22 protein-coding genes are annotated in these 18,992 nt (G+C 48.6%); all 22 read left to right on the top strand.

The window, feature by feature from the left end:
* Positions 1 to 22: 22 nt before the first annotated feature.
* The 22 genes from LX66_RS17765 (at position 23) to LX66_RS17655 (ending at position 18,947) form a co-directional block, all read left to right on the top strand.
* Entirely contained in the window at positions 23 to 760 is a 738-nt protein-coding gene (locus LX66_RS17765) for a hypothetical protein (RefSeq protein ID WP_145716061.1), read from the top strand.
* A 4-nt stretch (positions 761 to 764) separates the two neighbouring features.
* Positions 765 to 1,187, top strand: coding sequence for a hypothetical protein (locus tag LX66_RS17760; RefSeq protein WP_145716058.1), 423 nt, complete (start codon positions 765 to 767; stop codon positions 1,185 to 1,187).
* 2 nt (positions 1,188 to 1,189) lie between these two features.
* Positions 1,190 to 2,500, top strand: a complete 1,311-nt coding sequence (locus tag LX66_RS17755) for an SNF2-related protein (RefSeq protein WP_145716057.1) — start codon at positions 1,190 to 1,192, stop codon at positions 2,498 to 2,500.
* Between the two features lie 177 nt (positions 2,501 to 2,677).
* Positions 2,678 to 2,899, top strand: coding sequence for a hypothetical protein (locus LX66_RS17745; protein ID WP_145716053.1), 222 nt, complete (start codon positions 2,678 to 2,680; stop codon positions 2,897 to 2,899).
* Positions 2,896 to 5,403, top strand: coding sequence for a bifunctional DNA primase/polymerase (locus tag LX66_RS17740; protein WP_145716051.1), 2,508 nt, complete (start codon positions 2,896 to 2,898; stop codon positions 5,401 to 5,403). The genes LX66_RS17745 and LX66_RS17740 overlap by 4 nt, the downstream gene beginning before the upstream one ends.
* 445 nt (positions 5,404 to 5,848) lie before the next feature.
* On the top strand, positions 5,849 to 6,082 hold the full coding sequence (locus LX66_RS17735) for a DNA cytosine methyltransferase (RefSeq protein WP_145716049.1): 234 nt from the start codon (positions 5,849 to 5,851) through the stop codon (positions 6,080 to 6,082).
* A complete protein-coding gene (locus tag LX66_RS17730) occupies positions 6,082 to 7,218 on the top strand; it encodes a DNA-methyltransferase (protein ID WP_145716047.1) in 1,137 nt (378 codons plus the stop codon). Before LX66_RS17735 ends, LX66_RS17730 begins: the two co-directional genes overlap by 1 nt.
* Complete coding sequence (locus LX66_RS17725) at positions 7,215 to 7,562, top strand: hypothetical protein (RefSeq protein ID WP_145716045.1); 348 nt, start codon at positions 7,215 to 7,217, stop codon at positions 7,560 to 7,562. Before LX66_RS17730 ends, LX66_RS17725 begins: the two co-directional genes overlap by 4 nt.
* A 2-nt stretch (positions 7,563 to 7,564) precedes the next feature.
* A complete protein-coding gene (locus tag LX66_RS17720) occupies positions 7,565 to 8,452 on the top strand; it encodes a DUF551 domain-containing protein (protein WP_145716043.1) in 888 nt (295 codons plus the stop codon).
* Between the two features lie 165 nt (positions 8,453 to 8,617).
* The gene (locus LX66_RS17715) at positions 8,618 to 9,298 is read left to right on the top strand and encodes an ASCH domain-containing protein (protein ID WP_145716041.1); all 681 of its coding nucleotides are present in this window, start codon (positions 8,618 to 8,620) and stop codon (positions 9,296 to 9,298) included.
* Positions 9,298 to 9,528: a hypothetical protein gene (locus LX66_RS17710; RefSeq protein ID WP_145716039.1), complete on the top strand. Its 231-nt coding sequence runs from the start codon at positions 9,298 to 9,300 to the stop codon at positions 9,526 to 9,528. Before LX66_RS17715 ends, LX66_RS17710 begins: the two co-directional genes overlap by 1 nt.
* Before the next feature lie 86 nt (positions 9,529 to 9,614).
* Positions 9,615 to 9,929 carry a hypothetical protein gene (locus tag LX66_RS17705; RefSeq protein WP_145716037.1) on the top strand — a complete coding sequence of 105 codons (315 nt, stop codon included), beginning with the start codon at positions 9,615 to 9,617 and terminating at the stop codon, positions 9,927 to 9,929.
* A 256-nt stretch (positions 9,930 to 10,185) separates the two neighbouring features.
* The gene (locus LX66_RS17700; protein WP_145716035.1) at positions 10,186 to 10,653 is read left to right on the top strand and encodes a hypothetical protein; all 468 of its coding nucleotides are present in this window, start codon (positions 10,186 to 10,188) and stop codon (positions 10,651 to 10,653) included.
* 7 nt (positions 10,654 to 10,660) lie between these two features.
* Positions 10,661 to 10,951: a hypothetical protein gene (locus tag LX66_RS17695; RefSeq protein ID WP_145716033.1), complete on the top strand. Its 291-nt coding sequence runs from the start codon at positions 10,661 to 10,663 to the stop codon at positions 10,949 to 10,951.
* A 48-nt stretch (positions 10,952 to 10,999) separates the two neighbouring features.
* Positions 11,000 to 11,791 (top strand): terminase small subunit, encoded by a 792-nt coding sequence (locus tag LX66_RS17690; protein ID WP_145716031.1) that lies wholly within the window; start codon positions 11,000 to 11,002, stop codon positions 11,789 to 11,791.
* Positions 11,775 to 13,349, top strand: a complete 1,575-nt coding sequence (locus LX66_RS17685; protein ID WP_211366351.1) for a hypothetical protein — start codon at positions 11,775 to 11,777, stop codon at positions 13,347 to 13,349. Before LX66_RS17690 ends, LX66_RS17685 begins: the two co-directional genes overlap by 17 nt.
* Before the next feature lie 10 nt (positions 13,350 to 13,359).
* Positions 13,360 to 13,962 (top strand): hypothetical protein, encoded by a 603-nt coding sequence (locus LX66_RS28180; protein ID WP_158642668.1) that lies wholly within the window; start codon positions 13,360 to 13,362, stop codon positions 13,960 to 13,962.
* The gene (locus LX66_RS17675; protein ID WP_145716025.1) at positions 13,959 to 14,579 is read left to right on the top strand and encodes an O-methyltransferase; all 621 of its coding nucleotides are present in this window, start codon (positions 13,959 to 13,961) and stop codon (positions 14,577 to 14,579) included. Before LX66_RS28180 ends, LX66_RS17675 begins: the two co-directional genes overlap by 4 nt.
* A gap of 2 nt (positions 14,580 to 14,581) precedes the next feature.
* A complete protein-coding gene (locus tag LX66_RS17670) occupies positions 14,582 to 15,247 on the top strand; it encodes a hypothetical protein (RefSeq protein WP_145716023.1) in 666 nt (221 codons plus the stop codon).
* The gene (locus LX66_RS17665; RefSeq protein ID WP_145716021.1) at positions 15,244 to 16,275 is read left to right on the top strand and encodes a glycosyltransferase family protein; all 1,032 of its coding nucleotides are present in this window, start codon (positions 15,244 to 15,246) and stop codon (positions 16,273 to 16,275) included. The genes LX66_RS17670 and LX66_RS17665 overlap by 4 nt, the downstream gene beginning before the upstream one ends.
* 17 nt (positions 16,276 to 16,292) lie before the next feature.
* Entirely contained in the window at positions 16,293 to 17,705 is a 1,413-nt protein-coding gene (locus tag LX66_RS17660) for a phage portal protein (RefSeq protein ID WP_145716019.1), read from the top strand.
* Between the two features lie 195 nt (positions 17,706 to 17,900).
* A complete protein-coding gene (locus LX66_RS17655) occupies positions 17,901 to 18,947 on the top strand; it encodes a hypothetical protein (protein ID WP_145716017.1) in 1,047 nt (348 codons plus the stop codon).
* The last annotated feature ends 45 nt before the right edge of the window (positions 18,948 to 18,992 follow it).

Here is an 18,992-nt window from a genome sequence, read left to right as displayed (position 1 = left end):
GGCCTGCCCCAAATTTAAATCCATGGCAAATACAGTAATACACAGAGAAGATATACGGCAGGTCATGCTTATGGACAGCCGGTTTTATACGCTTGACGGCAAAAAGTTCTATCCATCCGTTACCACTATTATATCAGATGGCTGTCCTAAGCCGGCACAGCTTGTTTCCTGGTGGAAGCAACTAGGATTGTATGCCGATCGAGTAGCCCAAGAAGCTGCCAATAAAGGGAAAATCATTCATAACGCAATAAGCGACCTCATTATTGGCAAGGAGCTTAAGGCCAATACTTTCAGGTTTGATGAGTGGGAGCACATATGCCGGTTTGCTGAATTTTGCCATAGTCATAACCCGCGCTTTATTCATACGGAACTTCAGCAGATAAACCCCGAGCTGGGCATTGCCGGCACACTGGATATGCTCTGCTATATTAACGATGAACTTTGGCTGATTGATGTAAAAACCGGATCGGGTGTATATGAAACCCACTACGTCCAGTTGGGGGCCTACAAAAAAATGTGGGATAGTGACCATCCTGAACGACCAGTTGACCGTATCGGTGTCCTACACACAGATGCTACCACGCGCGGAGCAGATAAGAAAGGGAAATCAATGCAGGGTAAAAAATGGAAGGTCTGTGAGCCGGAAATGAGCGCAGAAAATCTGTGGGATTATTTCTGCGATATAAAGCGGCTGTGGGACCGCCTTAACCCTGAATATGAGGCCCGTATTATCTCTCTCCCTGACACACTTAAACTATAACATAATGAAATCAGTTGAATCAATCTTGCCAAAAGTAGAAAAGCGCTACTTGCGTTACGACTTTTCCGCAGTCGAAGTTCATGATATGTCTCTGGAATTGGCTGCAAAAAATCAAGAGTTTGTGAATGTAGAAAATGAGAAGAAAGCAGCCACAAGCCAATATTCTTCTCGCCTGTCCTCAATTAAAACCAGCATTGGTAGTTTATCCGACAAAGTAGCAAACGGGTACGAGATCAGAGAAGTTACATGCGATGTAGTTTATCACAGGCCGAAACAGGGCATGAAAACACTCACACGAAAAGATACTGGCGCACAGATCGAAGAAAAGATGACTGATCAGGACTGGAATCTTTGGAACCAATATGATGAAAAGGAAAGCAAAATAGAAGAAGTGCCAGCTGAAGATGAAGAAGAAAAACCATTCTGACAATGCTGAGAGACTATCAATTAAAAATAGCGGAGCAAGCGCGGGGCATATTAAATAAATATGGCCTGGTTTACTTGAGCATGGAGGTGCGGACTGGGAAGTCTCTCACTTCCATGCACGCAGCATATCTTATGCAGGTTAAAAATGTGCTCTTTGTCACTAAAAAGAAGGCAATAAGCAGCGTGGTAAGTGATTATGATAAGTTAGCGCCATCATTCATGATTGACATTATCAACTTTGAATCTCTACACCACATCCGCAAACAATATGACCTCATTATTATTGACGAGGCGCACACCTGTGGTGGCTTCCCAACAATGCCGGAACGAACTAAACAGCTAAAGGATATCTGCGAAGGAAAGCCGGTTATTTTCCTTTCCGGCACTCCCACGCCTGAATCATATAGCCAGCTATATCATCAGTTATCCATCAGTTCGCACTCTCCGTGGGTGGAGTACAAATCTTTCTATTCTTGGGTAAAAGGTGGTTATGTGATGCCACAGACCAAATACATGTATAACCGGGAATTTAAAGACTACAGCAATGCAGACGAAGCCCGGATCAAAAGCGAAACGGCCCATTTATTTATCAGCTTTTCTCAACAGGATGCCGGCTTTGAACAACTTGTTCAGGAAGAGGTGATCATTGTAAAAATGCAACCTAGTACTTACTGGCTGGCAAACAAGATCATAAAGAACAAGGTATATATTGGAAAAAATGGAGAACAGGTGATTGCGGATACCGCCGTTAAGGTGCAGCAGAAATGCCACCAAATTTACAGCGGTACGGTTATCTGCGAAGATAAGACAGCAATCTGTTTTGATGATACTAAAGCCAGGGTAATAAAAGAACGCTTTGCAGGACAAAAGATCGCCATTTTCTACAAGTTCAATGCAGAGGGTACCATGCTAAAGGTGGCATTTGCCAGCAGGTGGACTGAAGACCCGGAAGAATTCAACCGCAGGGGTGATCTGACCTTTATTTCTCAGATCGTATCGGGCCGGGAAGGAGTGAATCTCTCGACAGCAGATGCCCTGGTGATGTTTAATATCGATTTTAGCGCCCTTTCCTATTGGCAGTCACGGGCCAGGCTGCAAACCAAAGACAGGGTAAAGGAGGCGCCTGTATACTGGCTATTTTCAGAGGGCGGTATTGAAGAAAAAATTTACCAGGTGGTACAGCAGAAAAAGGATTACACCCTATCATATTTCAAAAAAGACTTTGGCTATGCGGGAATCAAAAGTTCAGACAAAGATAATATCATGGCTGAAAAAGAACGGTTGGTTTGTTCTGAAGATAATCCAGCTAAGTGACAACGGCTACCCGGATGTATATGCCTACAAGGAGGGACGTACAGTCTGGTTCGAATGCAAAAAGACAGGGGTACAAAAAGGCGAGGCTCTGCAGGAAGTAAGGATTGATTACCTGCGAAAAATAGGGATGGAGGCCTACGTGGTTGACAGCTTGGAGGATGTGAAAAAATACATAGCATGCAAATAGAAAAGTTTTACAAGGCACAAGCAATTAGAAAGGACATAACGGAGCTAGAAACCGTTGCCTCCGGGCTTGATGGCGACAACACTGATCTAAAGGCGCTGGACAAGTTACCGGCAACAGTACGGCAGATGTTGAATAAAAAGGCCGCTGAAGTTGTTAAACGGGAGCTTAATAAGATAATTCGAGAAAAGGAAAAGGAATTTAACGATCTATGAGCAAGCTACTAAAATCAGCCAAGGAATATATTAAACTGGGTATTAGCGTTATTGCCACTGATGCCAACAAGCGGAGTGTACAACCATGGAAGCCGTATCAACAACGCATAGCACCTGAAGAAGAACTATCTCACATGCTGTGTAGCCATAAGACGAAAGGAATGGCTATCGTTTGTGGCGCCGTAAGTGGCAACCTGGAAGTTATTGATGTAGACAGCAAATACGATGTTACGGGCTCACTGTTTGAAGATTTCATGCAGGTCATAATTGATAATGATCAAAAACTAGCTGAATCCCTGGTAATCGTAAAAACGAAATCCGGCGGATATCATCTGATGTATAGATGCCCAACCATTACCGGTAACAAAAAATTGGCCCAGCGGCATGCAACCGAAGAAGAGAAAAAGGCCAATCCGCATGAAAAATATCTTGTGCTGATTGAAACACGGGGGGAGGGCGGATATGTAATTGCTGCTCCTACAGATGGATACACTTATATACAGAATAAACCTTATAATATTCCGACCATCACTGAACGGCAGCGGGAGATACTCATGGAATGCGCCCGCTCTTTTAACCAGGTCGTTGAAGAGGTAAGCCATCACCGGCACTATGTAGAACAAAAAACGTTCAATAAAAGCCCATTCCAGGACTTTAATGAGCGTGGTGATATCATTGGCCTATTGGAACGTCATGGGTGGCGTATAGTGGGCGAAAAGGGGCCAAAAACAATATTTCTGCGCCCAGGTAATACCACAAGTAAAAGTAGTGGAGATTATAACCGGGATATGGGACTCTTTATGGTCTTTACCACGTCCAGCGAGTTTGAGTCCATGAAGGGTTACCGGCCGGCCGCTGTATATGCCATGTTGGAATGTGGAGGGGACTATAAGGAAGCAGCACGGCGATTACTCGCGGATGGTTTTGGAGAACCATATAAGCGTATCGGCCGGGAAATAAAAAAGTACCTGCGTAAAAAAAAAGATGAAGGGGTATCGGGTGAAAAACTAGTTAGCAAACTTGCAGGTGATTTTGATATGAGCGCGGACGATGCTAAGTCGGTTATCGAGCAACATGAACAGGAAGAACTACATCAGGATATGGAATTCTGGAGCTGGGATAGTGAAAAAGAAAAGCTGGGCATTGTCTATACCCGGTTCGCCCGGTTCCTGGAGGAGAACGGATTTGGCCTATACTTCTATGACCGATGCGGTCCAATATTCAAACTCGTCCATAACGACAACAACAGGCTGGAAGAAGTAAGCAGTGAAAAGGTGAAGAAGTTCACCCAGGACTATATCATGAACTATGACCTGGAGGGAACAGAATTTACCAAGGAACAGCTGTTGGAGATCATATATAGAAATAATAACATTTTTTCAGATGGTCTATTTGAGTTCCTCCACCCGGTGGAGATTGACTTTCTTCGTGACACAAAAGACACGGCCTATTTTCCCTTTAAAAACGGATTGGTGGAGATCAAAGCTGATACTATCAGGTTACGGAGTTATGGAGAGATCAGAAAGGTTATCTGGAAAGAGGATATTATCGACTTCCGTGTGGATGTAGACCTGTCGGATGACTACGAATGCGAGTTCAGTGATTTTGTCGGCAAAATATGCGCGGGTAATAAAGACCGGATATTATACATGTGCTCCATTATTGGGTATATGCTGCACAAGTTCAAACACCCGGCAAGGCCCTATATGCCAATTTTTGGGGAAGAAACGGACGATGACAGCAAAGGTGGAGGTACGGGCAAAGGTATCTTTACCAAGGCATTCAACTATATGCTATCAGTAGAAACTATTGATGGTAAGACATTCAAAGCCGACAAGAGCTTTGCCATGCAACGCATCAAGCTCTCCACCAAGCTTATCATCTTTCAGGACCTGCAGAAAGGATTTGATATAGAAAAGCTTTACAGTATGATCACAGAAGGGATCACGGTAGAGAAGAAGAACAAAGATGAACTATATATTCGTTACGATGATAGCCCGAAGATGGCAGCGACCACCAACTATACGGTTGATGACAGTGCGCAACACGCCCGCCGGCGAATCAAGGTGGTAGAATTTGCTCCCCATTTTTCGACGCAGCATACCCCCTTGGACGAGTACGGACACCTGTTATTCGACGATTGGGATCAAGACGAATGGAACCGGTTCTACAACTTCATGTTCTGGTGCGTTCGTTACTACTTGTATAACGGAGTGAATGAACAACAGCAAGGTGACCAGTACCGGCAGAAGAAAATAAAGGTACAGTTCGGCGAGGAATTTCTCTCCTGGTTCCAAGATTATGCCGCCAATGGGTGTGCTGAATGGAAAGAAGGGGGCACTCTTTATACTGACTTCCTGGGAGTTAATGATATGGAGCGCCGGGATTACAGCCAAAAACGATTCAAAAAGGCATTGGCAATCGCATCTGACAACTTCGGGAAAAGCTTGGAAGTTAGAAAAAACAGCCAAAATAATGGGAAAGTGGAATACCGACTGGTTTGACCATACCGGAATACCGCTTTTTTCGGCTTTTCTATTAACCACCCCCTCTAATTTTTTTTCATTTTACTATGGGGGGGTACAATTTCAATGTAAAAACCTGGTATATACGGTACAACGCAATACAGTATTGAAAAGAACCCGGTATACAAACCCGGTACAACCCGGTACAACCCGGTACAAAAACAAATGAGAGATGAAAAAGTGTAATAAGTGTTTAAAAGAAAAAAAACTAGAAAGATTTCCTAAGGACAGAAGAACACCGGACGGTCACGGGTACACCTGTAGTGTTTGTGTGAATAATGCTGCTAAGGAACGTGCCAGAGAAAGGGCTAAAGAACGCAATATGTGGGGGCCAATATAAGGAACATGCATTGGGATGGCGGGTGATACGGTTCACCTGCAGGAATTATAATACAGTAATCAGAGAATTGGAAAAGCTTATAGGATGAGGAAGATATATTTCATAGACCTTTTCTGTGGCGCTGGCGGTGTTACCTCTGGCATACACCGCGCCCGGTACAATGGTCAGCAATTCGTCCAGGTGATCGCCTGCGTCAATCACGATCCACTGGCCATCGCCAGCCACGAAGAGAACCATCCGGAAGTACTCCAGGCACGCATGCTGATAGAGGCCAGTTATGGGGCAATATTTGAACAAAAAGAATCAGAGATTGCATAATGGAACTGAACATCATACATAACGAAGACTGCCGTACCGGCTTGCAGCGCTACCCTGATAGCTTCTTTAACTGCTGTGTGACCAGTCCACCTTATTGGGGTTTGCGGGATTACGGAGTGGATGGCCAGCTGGGATTGGAGGGAACGCCGGAGGAATATGTTGCCGGTATGGTGGGCGTCTTCCGGGAGGTAAAGCGAGTGTTGCGGGATGATGGAACCCTGTGGGTGAATATCGGGGACAGCTATGCACACAATGGGGCTGCGTACCATAGTGAGAAAAGTACTCTTATTGGGCGGAAGCAGGGTGAAGAGATGGGTAAGGCAAAGAGGTTTGTCAAATCCGGAACCGGCCTGAAGCCAAAAGACCTGGTAGGCATTCCCTGGATGCTTGCCTTTGCCCTCCGGGCCGATGGGTGGTACCTGCGGGACTGCATCATATGGCATAAGCCGAACCCTATGCCGGAATCCGTGACTGACCGCACTACAAAAAGCCACGAGTATGTTTTCCTGTTTGCTAAATCTGGGAAAAAAACTATTTGGACCGCTCGGGATACAGGGGAATGGTCCAATACACCGGATCTTTCTCAGTTTATTGACACAAATGACGGTGAAAGAACTCCCAGGTGGAGGGGATTCCACTATTACTACAACGCAGCTGCGATCCGGGAGCCGCCGGCGGCATCTACACTGCAGCGTTGGTCCCAGGATATCGATAAGCAGGAAGGATCAGCGCGGGTACCGGGCAAAACCAATGGTGCCATGAAGGCTGTGGGTGGTCCCAGGAAAGATAAGCAGCGTGGTCACTCTCGCCGGCATGCCGGATTCAATGAGCGGTGGGATTTGATGACAACAGCCGAGCAGCAGGCCTATGGTGCGAACAAGCGTTCCGTCTGGACGATATCTACAAAACCATTCCATGAGGCTCACTTTGCCACCTTCCCGGAAGAACTGCCACGTATCTGCATATTAGCAGGATGCCCGGAGGGGGGGGCGGTTCTGGACCCTTTCATGGGCGCAGGCACCACCGGTATGGTTGCCAGGAAGCTGCAGCGTAGCTATGTGGGATTTGAATTGAACCCGGAATATGTCGCCATTGCAGAGCGGCGGCTGCGGAAAAATTTAGGAATGTTTTTATGACACCATACATGCAATATCGCCAGCAGTTGAAGAACGGTCAGATAAAGCCTGAGAAGAAGCCGCCGAGAAAGATTCGGACGGTAAGTGTCAAACGGGCTGCCATCAACCGGGAATATGCCAAAGAATCACGGCCTTTCTGGAAAGGGAAGGCCTGCCAGATCAGGTCACCTGTATGCACCGGAACATCTCAGGGTGTGCACCACCGTAAAGGTAAATCCACGAAGGAAGACCTGATGGATAAGCGCTATTGGATGGCTGCTTGTAATCACTGCAATTCATATGTTGAGGTGAATGACGCATGGGCCCGGAAAATGGGGTATAAAATTTCAAGGTTAAAAAAATAATTATGTTATCACTACAAGATCAATGTTGCACCAAAGAACAAGCCTTACGCCTGGTCGCCCTGGGCGTAAAGCCGGTTGCCACCTTCTACCACATGTCGGCGAAGGATGGGCCACACGGAGAGTATGTACAATATGGCTGGCATAGTGATGCCCTGGCGCCAGCGTACAACGTGGCGGAGCTGGGGGATATGCTGCCGGAATTTGTTGGAGAGCACAGGCTGCTTACATGGAGAGCAATTAATAAAACGTGTAACGGTATAGAGGTGGAAGCTTATGCAATCCAATACCGACTCATTACGGGTGATTCAATGGGCGCTTTCCATCAGGCTATTTTTGCCCGCACTGAAGCTCAAGCCCGCGCCGCCATGCTTATCTACCTGCTGGAGAACGACCTGATGGAGCTCCCCGCCCACTGGCGTCAGGACCCGAATGATCCCTGCGCGGATGGCCGTTGCCAACGGGGCTACTCCCCCGGCCTGCAGGAGATCAAGCCGCTGCCGGAGCCTACCCGGGAGGAATGCGCAACGCCTGCATTCGAGGCCGCTTGGCAGGTTATGAAGGACTGGACCATCCAGGCCCCCGGGTATTACAAGGGTAGCATGGAGGCCCATGGCGGTCATGTGAAGTTGATAGTGGATGCGATTGCGAAACAAAAATGGATCTCGGTAACAGAGCGATGGCCCGAGCCGTTACAGCGTGTCAATTTCGTGGTGAACCTGCCAGGCATATATGAACATGGGAAGGTCTATGGCGGCACATATGTTGGGGATTCAGGCCATGAAAAGCCATATAAACATAATGGCTTTGCTGTCCCGGGTACAGTATACCCAGCTTCACATTGGTTGCCATCTCCTGAACCACCGCAAGTCCCTACAGGCGATAATGAATGAAGGAATAGGCGATGAAGATAACACTCTACCTGGAGCGGTCCGGTAAGATAATTAGGAAAGAAGAGTGCGATTACGCGGTCAAACACCAGGTAGCAGCCGCGTGGTGCCGGATGTACGCCGGTAAAAAGGTGACGGTATTTTATAAACTCGAATCAAAACTCAACTATGAAACAACGACCGATGTTAATGGGGACCCCCATGGTAATCTCAACCAAGAAGGATATAAAGACGCAGACGCGCCGGCTAAGAGGGTTGGAATATGTCAACCAACTCCCTGATGTATGGCAACCCTACAGTGACCCTGGCATCATGGGTAATGGTAAATACGGGCAGCTATTTCAACATAAAGGAAGCGGTAATATTGTTATGTGCGCTTGCCCCTACGGTCATCCAGGGGATGTTCTTTGGGTGCGGGAGAGTTGGAGTACATGTTATAATGCTGCCACAATCGAATTTGATTATAAATATAAAGCTGATCACGGTCTGTACATCGATGATGTTAGGCCGGTTAAATGGAAGCCGTCTATCCATATGCCTCGTAAAGCAGCCCGCATCTTCCTTCGGATAACAGATATACGGGTGGAGCGACTGCAAGATATCACGGACAAGGACGCACGGGCGGAAGGTGTAGAATTTCAAGGTTTCGACCAGACGATTGGGAGCAAGAACTATTTGGACGGTTCCTGGTTCGTATCATGGGGCACCCTGCCGGAGTTTATTCCAATTAATCAGCTTGCTAGGCGGTCATTCGAAACGTTATGGCAATCCATCAACGGGACGGATAGCTGGGCTGCTAATCCATGGGTGTGGGTGATTTCATTTAAAAGGATTGAATCACCGGATTGATGCGTTGCCACTTCCATACAGATGAACATGGAGTAAAGCATCTCATCCCTGGCTGCTGGGGAGTTGTTACGCACTATCATCTGCCGGATAAAGAGGCCCTGGAATGGTGCGAGTGCCCAAAGCCCCAACGCAAGAGTGATAAGGAAGTGATCCGGGAGCTGCGGGAAGAGAACAAAAGATTGAAGGAACGATTAAATGAACTGGGCAGGGCAGCAACTAAAACCGAATAAAGAGGAATGATACAGGAAAAATCCCCTGCAAAAACCGGAAAAAACCGAATCACATATTATTCAACTTTGATTCAAAACATTGAAATATGACCTACGAAGAAAATGTAAGGCTAAAAGCCGAAGAGTTGGTAAAGATCAGGTATCCGCAGACATACGAGTTTGCAAAGAAGTGGTCCAATCCGCCCGAAGGAGATTTCTGGGCTCGCAAGTACTACAAAAAGCAGCTTGAATATATGACGGAGCAAATGTTGCCGTTGGCAGCCAAAGCTCTGGAATGGGCCGCGGAAATAGCCCATGCGGTGAACGGGCCGCAGTTCAGTAAAGACGTTATTGACAGCATGCTGGTGGTGCTGGGGGTGATCCCTGATCCGGGGCCCTCAAAAACGCAAAGCGAAGAATGAAAAAGTGGACAACATACATATACGCAGTGTCCCCGCTCACAGGCCTGCTGACCAAATACTGCGGGCCGAAGATTACCGCACCTACCCGCGAGCTTGCGCAAGAGTGGTGTGAGCTAAACGGAATGGGGTACTGCACGGTCGTTCAGGATGAAGTGGCATATGAAGTCAGCCATGAAGTAGACAACAATTAAACCCGCCGCCCGGCGGCTCCCCCGGGCATATCTCAATTATGAAACCACAGCTATTGATTATAAGCATGCTGCTTGCGAATGCCACCATGGCACAGCAGCCAATACCTGCCTTCTCCCTGACAGCCGGCACCGACTTTAACGGGGTGATGACGGCCCTGGGCTTGGAAGGAGGTATCTACACTGCCAACCGCCGCCACTCTTTCATGTTGACTTTCGGCTTTGATCGCCTGACCAACAACGACCTGATAAAGTACGGGCGCTCTGAGTTTGTTCATCCGGAAGTAAGCATGAGTGAAGATTCTTACCCGGTGGGCTTAAAATATGCGGTGAAGGTAGCCGACGGGGGGCCTGTCTCCCTGAGCGCAGTGGTGCATCCGTGGTATTCTATCAACATTGACCGGGTATCCGGGTTCTACGGTGCCAGGGTAGTATTCTGGAAGCGCGACATTGTAGCGGCGGAAGTTCTACACGACCCATTCGCCGGCAGGATGATGCTGCGGTTTGTTTTTACCACAACTTTCAAAAAAGGATAGAAGATAAATGAAAAGGAAAAGAAAGAATTACGTCGGCTTCCAGGTAGTAAAGCGTAGTCCAAACGGTAGACCGGTGCACACCTACAACAGCATCAACGAAGCAAGGATAGCGGAAAATATACGATACTATAGATTGCTTGCAGCTATTGACAATCGAAAGATAATAAACGGCCATCTGTTTACTTTTAAAAGCAAAAGCCGTCCCGAACGTCAGAAGCCCAAGAAGCGTGAAGATTGGGAGGGTGAAGATGGCTTGTTCAATATAAAAGGATGGGCAGCTCTGGCAATACCGGTATGACCACGGAACAACATAGCTGGCTAATTTTGTTGAAAAGTTAACCCGAAAATGGCGTTGAAGGCAGAACATATAGTATTCATTCAACATTACAAGGAAACACAGGACCATATTGCATCATACATAAAAGCGGTGCCCGGAACGGACAGGAAAAAAGCGGCTACTTGTGGGAAAAGGTGGTTGAATAAATCGGATATAGCTGCTGAATTGAATAAAGTTGCGACAGTTTCCACAGCAAAACCTGTTGAAGCGGATGATCTTTCCACGCAGCTAGAGAAAGCCGCTGCCGCACTTCCCATCAAACAACGCACCTTCTGCGAGGAATACCTGATCGACCTTAACGGCACCCAAGCCGCGATACGTTCAAGATATAGTAAAAAATCAGCAAGTGAAACAGCTAGCGAACTTCTTGTAAAATCTAAGATAAAGGCTTACATCGATCTCCTTATGAAAGTCCGGGCACAACGGACAGAAATCACACCTGACAGGGTACTGCAAGAGCTGGCGGCCATCGCCTTTGCCAATATCAACGACTTTGTGAAGGTTGTGGAAAAAGAAGAGGTGGGCGGTTCCAAGACAGATCTGGGCGATCAGGAGGAAGAAAAGCGCACCCACCGAGTGGTGGAGGTGTTCCCTACCGATACGATAGATAAGGCAAAAATACCAGCCCTTTCCAGCATTAAACAGGGCCGGAGTGGCATTGAAGTGAAGATGTTCGACAAAGAGAAAGCCCTGGAGCTATTAGGGCGGCACTTAGGCATGTGGAACGACAAGCTGCAGCTTGGGGCAGATGACGAGTTGAAAGCACTTTATAAAACGGTTATGAATGGCGGCGGTAAGTGAGGAATTGAAACAGCGGGTGGCGGAAGTGCTTCGCCAGGGCCGGGCCGACTGGTGCTACTTCGCCCGGGTGGTGTTGGGGGTTTCCCTGGACCCGGAGCAAGAAGCCATATTGCGTTCCGTGCAGTTCAATAAGATGACCTCTGTGGCTTCCGGCACGGCCCGCGGGAAGGATTATATTATGGCTGTGGCGGCACTGTGCTTCCTATATAACACACCGGTATTCATCAATGGAGACCTGGTGGAGAATACCAAAGTGGCCCTGACGGCTCCCACGGATCGACAGATCAAGAACATCATGATGCCAGAGATCTCCCGGCTTTACCGGCGGATGGTGGCCAATGGTTTCGGCTTCATGGCCGGCCGGCTGTCGGCATATGATATCAAGACTGATCATGAAGAGTGGTTTTTGACCGGATTTAAGGCCGATGAGCACAACCACGAGGCTTGGTCGGGCTTCCATGCCGTTCATACTTTTTTCGGCGTCACAGAGGCATCTGGGATACATGAGAACATATACAGCGCCATCGAGGGGAACCTACAGGGGGACAGCCGCATAGTGCTTGTTTTTAACCGTAATACCAACACTGGTTATGCAGCCCGGTCTCAGAAGTCAGCCAGGTGGGCCAAGTTCCGCCTGAATAGCCTCAATGCGCCTAATGTCCTGCAGAAGCAGATAGTGATCCCGGGGCAGGTGGATTACGGATGGGTGGCGGATAAAGTGGAAACCTGGTGTCAACGGATAGATGAACGTGACTTCAACGAGGGCGAAGGGGACTTTCGGTGGGAAGGGGAATGTTTCCGGCCAAATGATCTGTTCCGTATTAAAGTACTTGCCCTGGCACCTAAAGAGACATCAGATACCCTTATCCCATCTCAGTGGGTGGATCTGGCGATGGAGAGATGGAAGCAGCACCGGACGGAAGGTTTCCCAATATCCAATGTACTGCGCTTGGGAGTGGACGTTGCCGGTATGGGCCGGGATAGTTCCTGTTTTTGCCCCAGGTACGGGGATTACGTGGGCGAAATGCAGATGGTACACTCTGCCGGTAAGGCCAACCATATGGAGGTAGCCGGAATGACGGTGAACCGCATAAACCAACATAACGACCTGTTCTCCGGCAAAAAGGCCAAAGCTTACATAGATACCATTGGAGAGGGTGCCGGGGTGTATTCCCGACTGGTAGAGCTGGGAATACCTGGTGTGTTTTCTTGCAAGTACTCTGAAGCCGCTGAAGACTCCGCCGGCAATGCACTCACTGACCTGACAGGCCAATATACCTTCGCCAATATGCGGGCTTACCTGGCTTGGGCTGTCCGGGACTGGTTGGACCCATCCAAAAAATCAAAAGCCATGCTGCCGCCTGATGACGGCTTGAAAGAAGAACTGGAGGGCGTTAAATGGAAGTTCCAAAGCAACGGCAGAATAATAATTGAGCCAAAAGAAGATATGAAAGAACGGCTTAAGCGGTCTCCTGATAAGCTGGACGCACTGGCCAATACTTTTTACCCGGATGCGCAAGAAGAGGTCACACAGGACCTTACCGGCGTGTTCTTTTAAAACATCTTAAATGAAGCTAAACATCGTAACGCCGGTAACCCGGCCGCAAAATCTTTCCGCAATCAGGGAAAGCATCAGGCAGCAGCTTGGTAAGGGCATTGACATCGAATGGTGGCTAATCTTTGATGCGTCATGCCCTATGCCTCCCATATCAGGGATGTTGCCGCATATCGAAAACCATGCTCAAGCTACTATTTCTGGCATGGCTGGTCACTGTCACCGTAACACTTTCCTCATGCAACAGGAGCTGCGGGCAAGGCTGGAAAGACTGTCCGTGCTGAATGAGTGGATTTACTGTATCGATGATGACAACATCCTACACCCCGACCTGGTGCCCTGGTTAATGGCTAACCAGCAGGTTGTAGAGGACGCATCGATGCTGATTTTTGACCAGCAGCTGAAGGACGGCACCCATCGCCTTTCTGCGGATAGGCCCAGGGTCAATAATATCGATACGGCACAGTTCATGTGGCGCGGCACCATATCAACCGGCATCCGGTTCCGTGAAGATGCCTACAATGCGGACGGGTTTTTCGCTGAAGAAATAAACAAGCGCACCCTGTGTACCACTATTGTTAACCTGCCTTTGTGCTATTATAACTACCTCAGATGAGAAACATACTTGAACAATGCCCGGTGCCCATCCTCCAAGAGCCTTGGGAATTCGCAAAACTGCTGGACATATACAAGGCCCACGCGCCCCGGAAAGTGCTTGAAATCGGCTCATTTTACGGCGGAACGATATGGTTTTGGTTAGAATATCAGGCGGCAACAACTGTCGATGGGCGCAACTTTTATGAACTGCCTACAGTGCATGGTAGCCTTCGTTGCTTAACCAGCATAGATTATCCTATAGGGCCATCAGACGGACGTTATGAAGAAATGATCCGCTGCCGTGCATTGTGGGCAGAATGGACAAAGGATATTGAGTTCCATGATATCCAAGGTGACTCACACAATCCGGTGACAATACAGCGTGCCCGCTCCGTATACCCACACAATGACGTGGATTTCCTCTTCATAGATGGTGATCACTCCTACGCTGGTGTAAAGGCGGACTACGAGAACTACACACCGCTGGTACGGACTGGTGGCCTGATCGTCCTGCATGATGTGTACGGACTGCCCGAAGTAAAACAGTTCTGGAAGGAGCTGAAAAAGACCGAACGAACCCAGACGATCATAGGCCAGCCTGGAGGTTGGGGTATTGGCATTGTCTACAAACAATAGATATGAGTAAGTACTTTATAGGAACATACACCAACTGGTGCAAGGAATATTGTGATCATCAGTTCTTTGAACGCCTGGGGCAGCTGCGGGATGATTCCCCTGTTGTCGTAGTGGACAACACCGATCCCAGTAAGCACAATTATGCATCATATCTTTCTGAATTAATGTTCAAGTTATGCCCTAATCAGGTTGTTCACCGTGTTCACTGGTACCAAGCAAAAGAAGATCACCAATTCCATTACAACGTTGAGGCAAGCGCTTCATTGATACGGGAGCGGTTCTTGTCATCTGATCTCCCTTACCTACTGTTGGTTGAATCTGACGTTATCCCACCTGTTGACCTACTAACCCAACTGGATACCACTATCGCAAAATTGCCATCAGACTGGGGTATTTTGGGCTGCCTATATTACGATGGTTTTCATGACTATTCCAAAACGGGCATCCATGAAACAAATCATGCCCTTTCTGGATGTACTGTATATAGGCGAGAAGTGATTGAGCGTTACCCCTTCCGCGTGAGCGCCGAAAACTGGGCAGCTTTCCCTGATGCCTGGATATGCCATGATGTAAATTCTGACGCTATATACCGGATATTCAATGACCACGACATAAGATGTGAACATCTGCATTATCAGGGGGTTTCACGACAATCAAAACCATTATGATCAAAGCACAAGCGCTGTATAAAGAGATATCCGGCTGTGATTACCACCGCATCTGCCTGCCGTTTGAATATGAACACGGATATGTTGACGATGCAGCAATGGAAGCGGCAGGCCCCACTGTTCACGACCGGCTAAAGGTGGCGGAACTGGTTGTATGGAACCGGGACTTCCCGGCCGGGATCGCTGAGGGGGATCGATTAAAACGGCAACACGGTTTCAAAGTGGTTGTAGATCTGGATGATTACTGGGAACTGTACCCGCATCACTTCCTGAGCGCCTATTACCGGCAACATGATGTGCCTGGAGTGATCATTCACAACCTGCGGCTGGCTGATGCTGTTACGGTGACCACGGCCCGGCTGGCAGACAAGGTGAAGCAGTACAACCGCAATGTGCATGTGATCCCTAATGCGCTGCCTTTCGGGCAGGGCCAATTCCAGGGTGCCATGGCGGGAACGGACATCTTCCGATTCATATATGCCGGCCAGAAGTCCCACCTGCATGACCTAGGCCTACTTAGGGGTCCTCTGCGGCGCCTGGCAGGGGAACGGCATGCCGGTATGGGGGTAACCCTGGCCGGTTACTCTACAAAAGATACTGCCGGCATATGGACATCAATGGAGCAAATTATGTCAGCAGGGGGCACAATGTCCAATTACCAGCGTATTGAGCAGCGGCCGTTGCATTCCTACATGGACGTGTACAATGAGGCCAGCGCCGTGCTAATCCCGTTAGAGGCCAATATATTCAACGCCTGTAAGTCTAATCTGAAACTGTTGGAAGCTGCCTGTAAGAAGCTACCGGCAATCTGCCAGCGGGTACCGCCTTATTCCGACTGTAGGGACGCCCCGGTGTTATGGGTGGATAAACAGTCAGATTGGTATAAGCACATGCGCTACCTGGCAGCCAACCGCGGGGCAGCGGAAGAAATGGGACAGGCCCTGCATGAATGGGCCATAAAAAACTACTCAATATGGCCGTGGAATAAGATAAGATTCGATCTTTACACTCATATTGTAAATAGTTAACCCATCATTGTTAGCCCATGGAAGTAGTCGAACTGGAAGCGCTGGTCGGAAATTATGCCCAGCTCGTTGATACAGTAAAAAAACAGAAACCTGCCGGGGCCGTTGCCCAGGAGGACATTAAAAAGCAATTGGACCCAAAGCAGCATGCTGTTACTGACCAGACAAAGCGGCTCAACAAAACCAAGCAGACAAAAGATGCCGCCGGCAACCCGGTTACAGGAACGGTGGAAGTATCCCGCATCCCCATTCCCCTGCAAAAGAAGATCGTAAAGCTGGCTGCTGCCTTCCTGACCGCCAATCCCATTAAGTTGAGCTCGCAGCCTGTGGATCAGACACAGATAGACCTCATGAAGGTGCTGGATAAGACCTGGGATGCGAATAAATTATTCTACAAGACCATGACCTTGGCACAGCTCATGATGGGGGAAACCGAATGCGCGGAGTTGTGGTATACACAGCAACTACAGCCCAACGAAAACTATTGGATGGGGACCGCCAATGAAGGCAAGGCCAGTTTCAAGCTCCGCATGCGGATACTGGCCAACTCCCTGGGCGATACGCTTTATCCTGTTTTTGATGCCGCCGGCGATATGATCGCATTCGGCCGCGGATACTTTGTAACAGTTGGTGACAAGCAGGTGGAGCACTTCGACCTGTATACCCCCACACAGATATATAAGGGTGAAAAAGCCGGCGATGCATGGGTAACAACGCCAGAGCCGAACGTTGTTGGCAAAATACCTATTATCTATTACAAACAGCCGCTGCCGGAATGGTATGACGTGCAGGAGATGATAGAACGCCTGGAAACAGTGATATCCAATAACGCGGATACGAACGATTACTTCGGCAGCCCCATTGTTTTTGTGGAGGGTGAGGTGGCAGGCTTTGCAGACAAAGGTGAATCCGGAAAAGTTCTGGTAGGTAAATCCGGGGGTAAGGCCTACTACCTCACCTGGGATAACGCCCCAGAGGCAATCAAGCTGGAGATCGATACTTTGAAGTACTTCATCCACTCCATGACGGACACGCCGGACATATCCTTTGAGACCATGAAGGGGCTGGGTACCTATTCCGGCATCGCCCTGAAGATGCTCTTCCTGGGCGCGCACCTAAAGGCCGCTGAAAAAGAGGGCATATTCGGGGAGGGCATACAGCGGCGTATCAACTACCTGCTGGCGGCCTTGGGAAAGATCAATATAACATTTGATCCGGTAGCCAATATGACCGTTACCCCAATATTCGAGTACTACCTGCCGAAGAACGAACAGGAGATAATAGATCTGCTGATAGATGCAGCAGGGCCAGGGACATCCATTATGAGCCAAAAGACGGCCATCAGACAGAACCCCCTTGTGGAAGACCCTGAAGCAGAAATGACCCTGATGGAGGAAGAAGGGAAGCTAGGTAGCGATATTCAAACCGCATGATGGTAGTTGACAATAAATATGAGATTGGTGACCGGGTATATCTGGTAAGTGACCCAGACCAGCAACTGCGCATTATTACCTCGTTCGCAGTGTACAAGGGTGGTGAAATATTGTATACAGTGGCGTGCGGTGAAAAGGAATCTCGGCATTATGACTTTGAGATGTCCAAGGATAAGGACCTTAACATAACCACGAATGGATGAACAGCAGCAATACAATCGCAAACTGATCAGCCTTCTTAACAAGAAGGAAAGGCAGGTACGGCAGCTATACTATGATGCCATCGTGGAACTGGCAGGTCTGGCAGCCACACTCCCGTACAAACAGACGATATTCAACCTATCACTTTACCCGCTGCTGCGGCGCCGGGTAGATTATCTTTTGCGGGACATGGCGAAGAAAATGGAAGTGGTTATCGTGAATGGAATAGACCAGGCGTGGCAGCTATCAGATGACAAAAACCGCGTATTCCTGGATAAGCGCCTGAAGGGTTACAAGCTATCCAACAAGGCCCGGAAAACCTACTATGATACCAATGCGCAGGCTAAAACAACGTTCAAATCCAGGCAGGAAAACGGGCTTAACCTTTCAGAGCGTGTATGGAATGCTGTAGAGCCGTTCAAGCGAGAACTGGAGCTGGGCCTGTCAGCCGGCATCGCCCGGGGGGAGAGCGCTGCCACCATGGCCACTCGCATGAAGCGCAACCTCAAAGAGCCGGACCGGATATTCCGCTCGGTGGTGGATAAGGATGGCCGGATCAGGCTGTCCAAGGCGGCCCGAAACTACCACCCAGGGCAGGGCGTGTACCGGTCCAGCTACAAGAACGCGCTACGCCTTACCAGGACAGAAAACAACATGGCCTACCGCACGGCGGATTATGAACGCTGGGATAGCCAGCCATTTGTTGTGGGCATAGAAATACGCCTGTCAAACGCACACCCGAAATATGATATCTGTGATCCCCTGGCCGGCAAGTATCCCAAGGGCTTCAAATGGACCGGATGGCACCCACAGTGCATCTGCTATCAGACCCCCATATTGATCACCCGGGAGGAAATGGATAAACACCAAGATGAAATATTGGGCCTGGCAAAATGGGACGGTAAAAGCGTAAACCAGGTGAACGATGCGCCGGCTGCGTTCTACAAGTACCTGGATAATAACGATGAGAAAATCAACCGCTTGTCCAATGCCCCGTATTGGGTAAAAGACAATCCTTCCTTCACAACGGCGCTGAAATAACATAGGCCACTATATTTGCAACCAAATGAACCAACGGCATAAAAC

Origin of the sequence: Chitinophaga japonensis (assembly GCF_007830125.1) — a bacterium.
Classification (GTDB): domain Bacteria; phylum Bacteroidota; class Bacteroidia; order Chitinophagales; family Chitinophagaceae; genus Chitinophaga; species Chitinophaga japonensis.
Note: the sequence above shows the minus strand (reverse complement) of the source record. Positions and strands in the feature narration are given on the sequence as shown.

Bases quoted from the DNA above. Each gene is read 5' to 3' on its own strand.
- LX66_RS17765 (WP_145716061.1), top strand. From the start codon at position 23: ATGGCAAATACAGTAATACACAGAGAAGATATACGGCAGGTCATGCTT.
- LX66_RS17760 (WP_145716058.1), top strand. From the start codon at position 765: ATGAAATCAGTTGAATCAATCTTGCCAAAAGTAGAAAAGCGCTACTTG.
- LX66_RS17755 (WP_145716057.1), top strand. From the start codon at position 1,190: ATGCTGAGAGACTATCAATTAAAAATAGCGGAGCAAGCGCGGGGCATA.
- LX66_RS17745 (WP_145716053.1), top strand. From the start codon at position 2,678: ATGCAAATAGAAAAGTTTTACAAGGCACAAGCAATTAGAAAGGACATA.
- LX66_RS17740 (WP_145716051.1), top strand. From the start codon at position 2,896: ATGAGCAAGCTACTAAAATCAGCCAAGGAATATATTAAACTGGGTATT.
- LX66_RS17735 (WP_145716049.1), top strand. From the start codon at position 5,849: ATGAGGAAGATATATTTCATAGACCTTTTCTGTGGCGCTGGCGGTGTT.
- LX66_RS17730 (WP_145716047.1), top strand. From the start codon at position 6,082: ATGGAACTGAACATCATACATAACGAAGACTGCCGTACCGGCTTGCAG.
- LX66_RS17725 (WP_145716045.1), top strand. From the start codon at position 7,215: ATGACACCATACATGCAATATCGCCAGCAGTTGAAGAACGGTCAGATA.
- LX66_RS17720 (WP_145716043.1), top strand. From the start codon at position 7,565: ATGTTATCACTACAAGATCAATGTTGCACCAAAGAACAAGCCTTACGC.
- LX66_RS17715 (WP_145716041.1), top strand. From the start codon at position 8,618: ATGAAACAACGACCGATGTTAATGGGGACCCCCATGGTAATCTCAACC.
- LX66_RS17710 (WP_145716039.1), top strand. From the start codon at position 9,298: ATGCGTTGCCACTTCCATACAGATGAACATGGAGTAAAGCATCTCATC.
- LX66_RS17705 (WP_145716037.1), top strand. From the start codon at position 9,615: ATGACCTACGAAGAAAATGTAAGGCTAAAAGCCGAAGAGTTGGTAAAG.
- LX66_RS17700 (WP_145716035.1), top strand. From the start codon at position 10,186: ATGCTGCTTGCGAATGCCACCATGGCACAGCAGCCAATACCTGCCTTC.
- LX66_RS17695 (WP_145716033.1), top strand. From the start codon at position 10,661: ATGAAAAGGAAAAGAAAGAATTACGTCGGCTTCCAGGTAGTAAAGCGT.
- LX66_RS17690 (WP_145716031.1), top strand. From the start codon at position 11,000: ATGGCGTTGAAGGCAGAACATATAGTATTCATTCAACATTACAAGGAA.
- LX66_RS17685 (WP_211366351.1), top strand. From the start codon at position 11,775: ATGGCGGCGGTAAGTGAGGAATTGAAACAGCGGGTGGCGGAAGTGCTT.
- LX66_RS28180 (WP_158642668.1), top strand. From the start codon at position 13,360: ATGAAGCTAAACATCGTAACGCCGGTAACCCGGCCGCAAAATCTTTCC.
- LX66_RS17675 (WP_145716025.1), top strand. From the start codon at position 13,959: ATGAGAAACATACTTGAACAATGCCCGGTGCCCATCCTCCAAGAGCCT.
- LX66_RS17670 (WP_145716023.1), top strand. From the start codon at position 14,582: ATGAGTAAGTACTTTATAGGAACATACACCAACTGGTGCAAGGAATAT.
- LX66_RS17665 (WP_145716021.1), top strand. From the start codon at position 15,244: ATGATCAAAGCACAAGCGCTGTATAAAGAGATATCCGGCTGTGATTAC.
- LX66_RS17660 (WP_145716019.1), top strand. From the start codon at position 16,293: ATGGAAGTAGTCGAACTGGAAGCGCTGGTCGGAAATTATGCCCAGCTC.
- LX66_RS17655 (WP_145716017.1), top strand. From the start codon at position 17,901: ATGGATGAACAGCAGCAATACAATCGCAAACTGATCAGCCTTCTTAAC.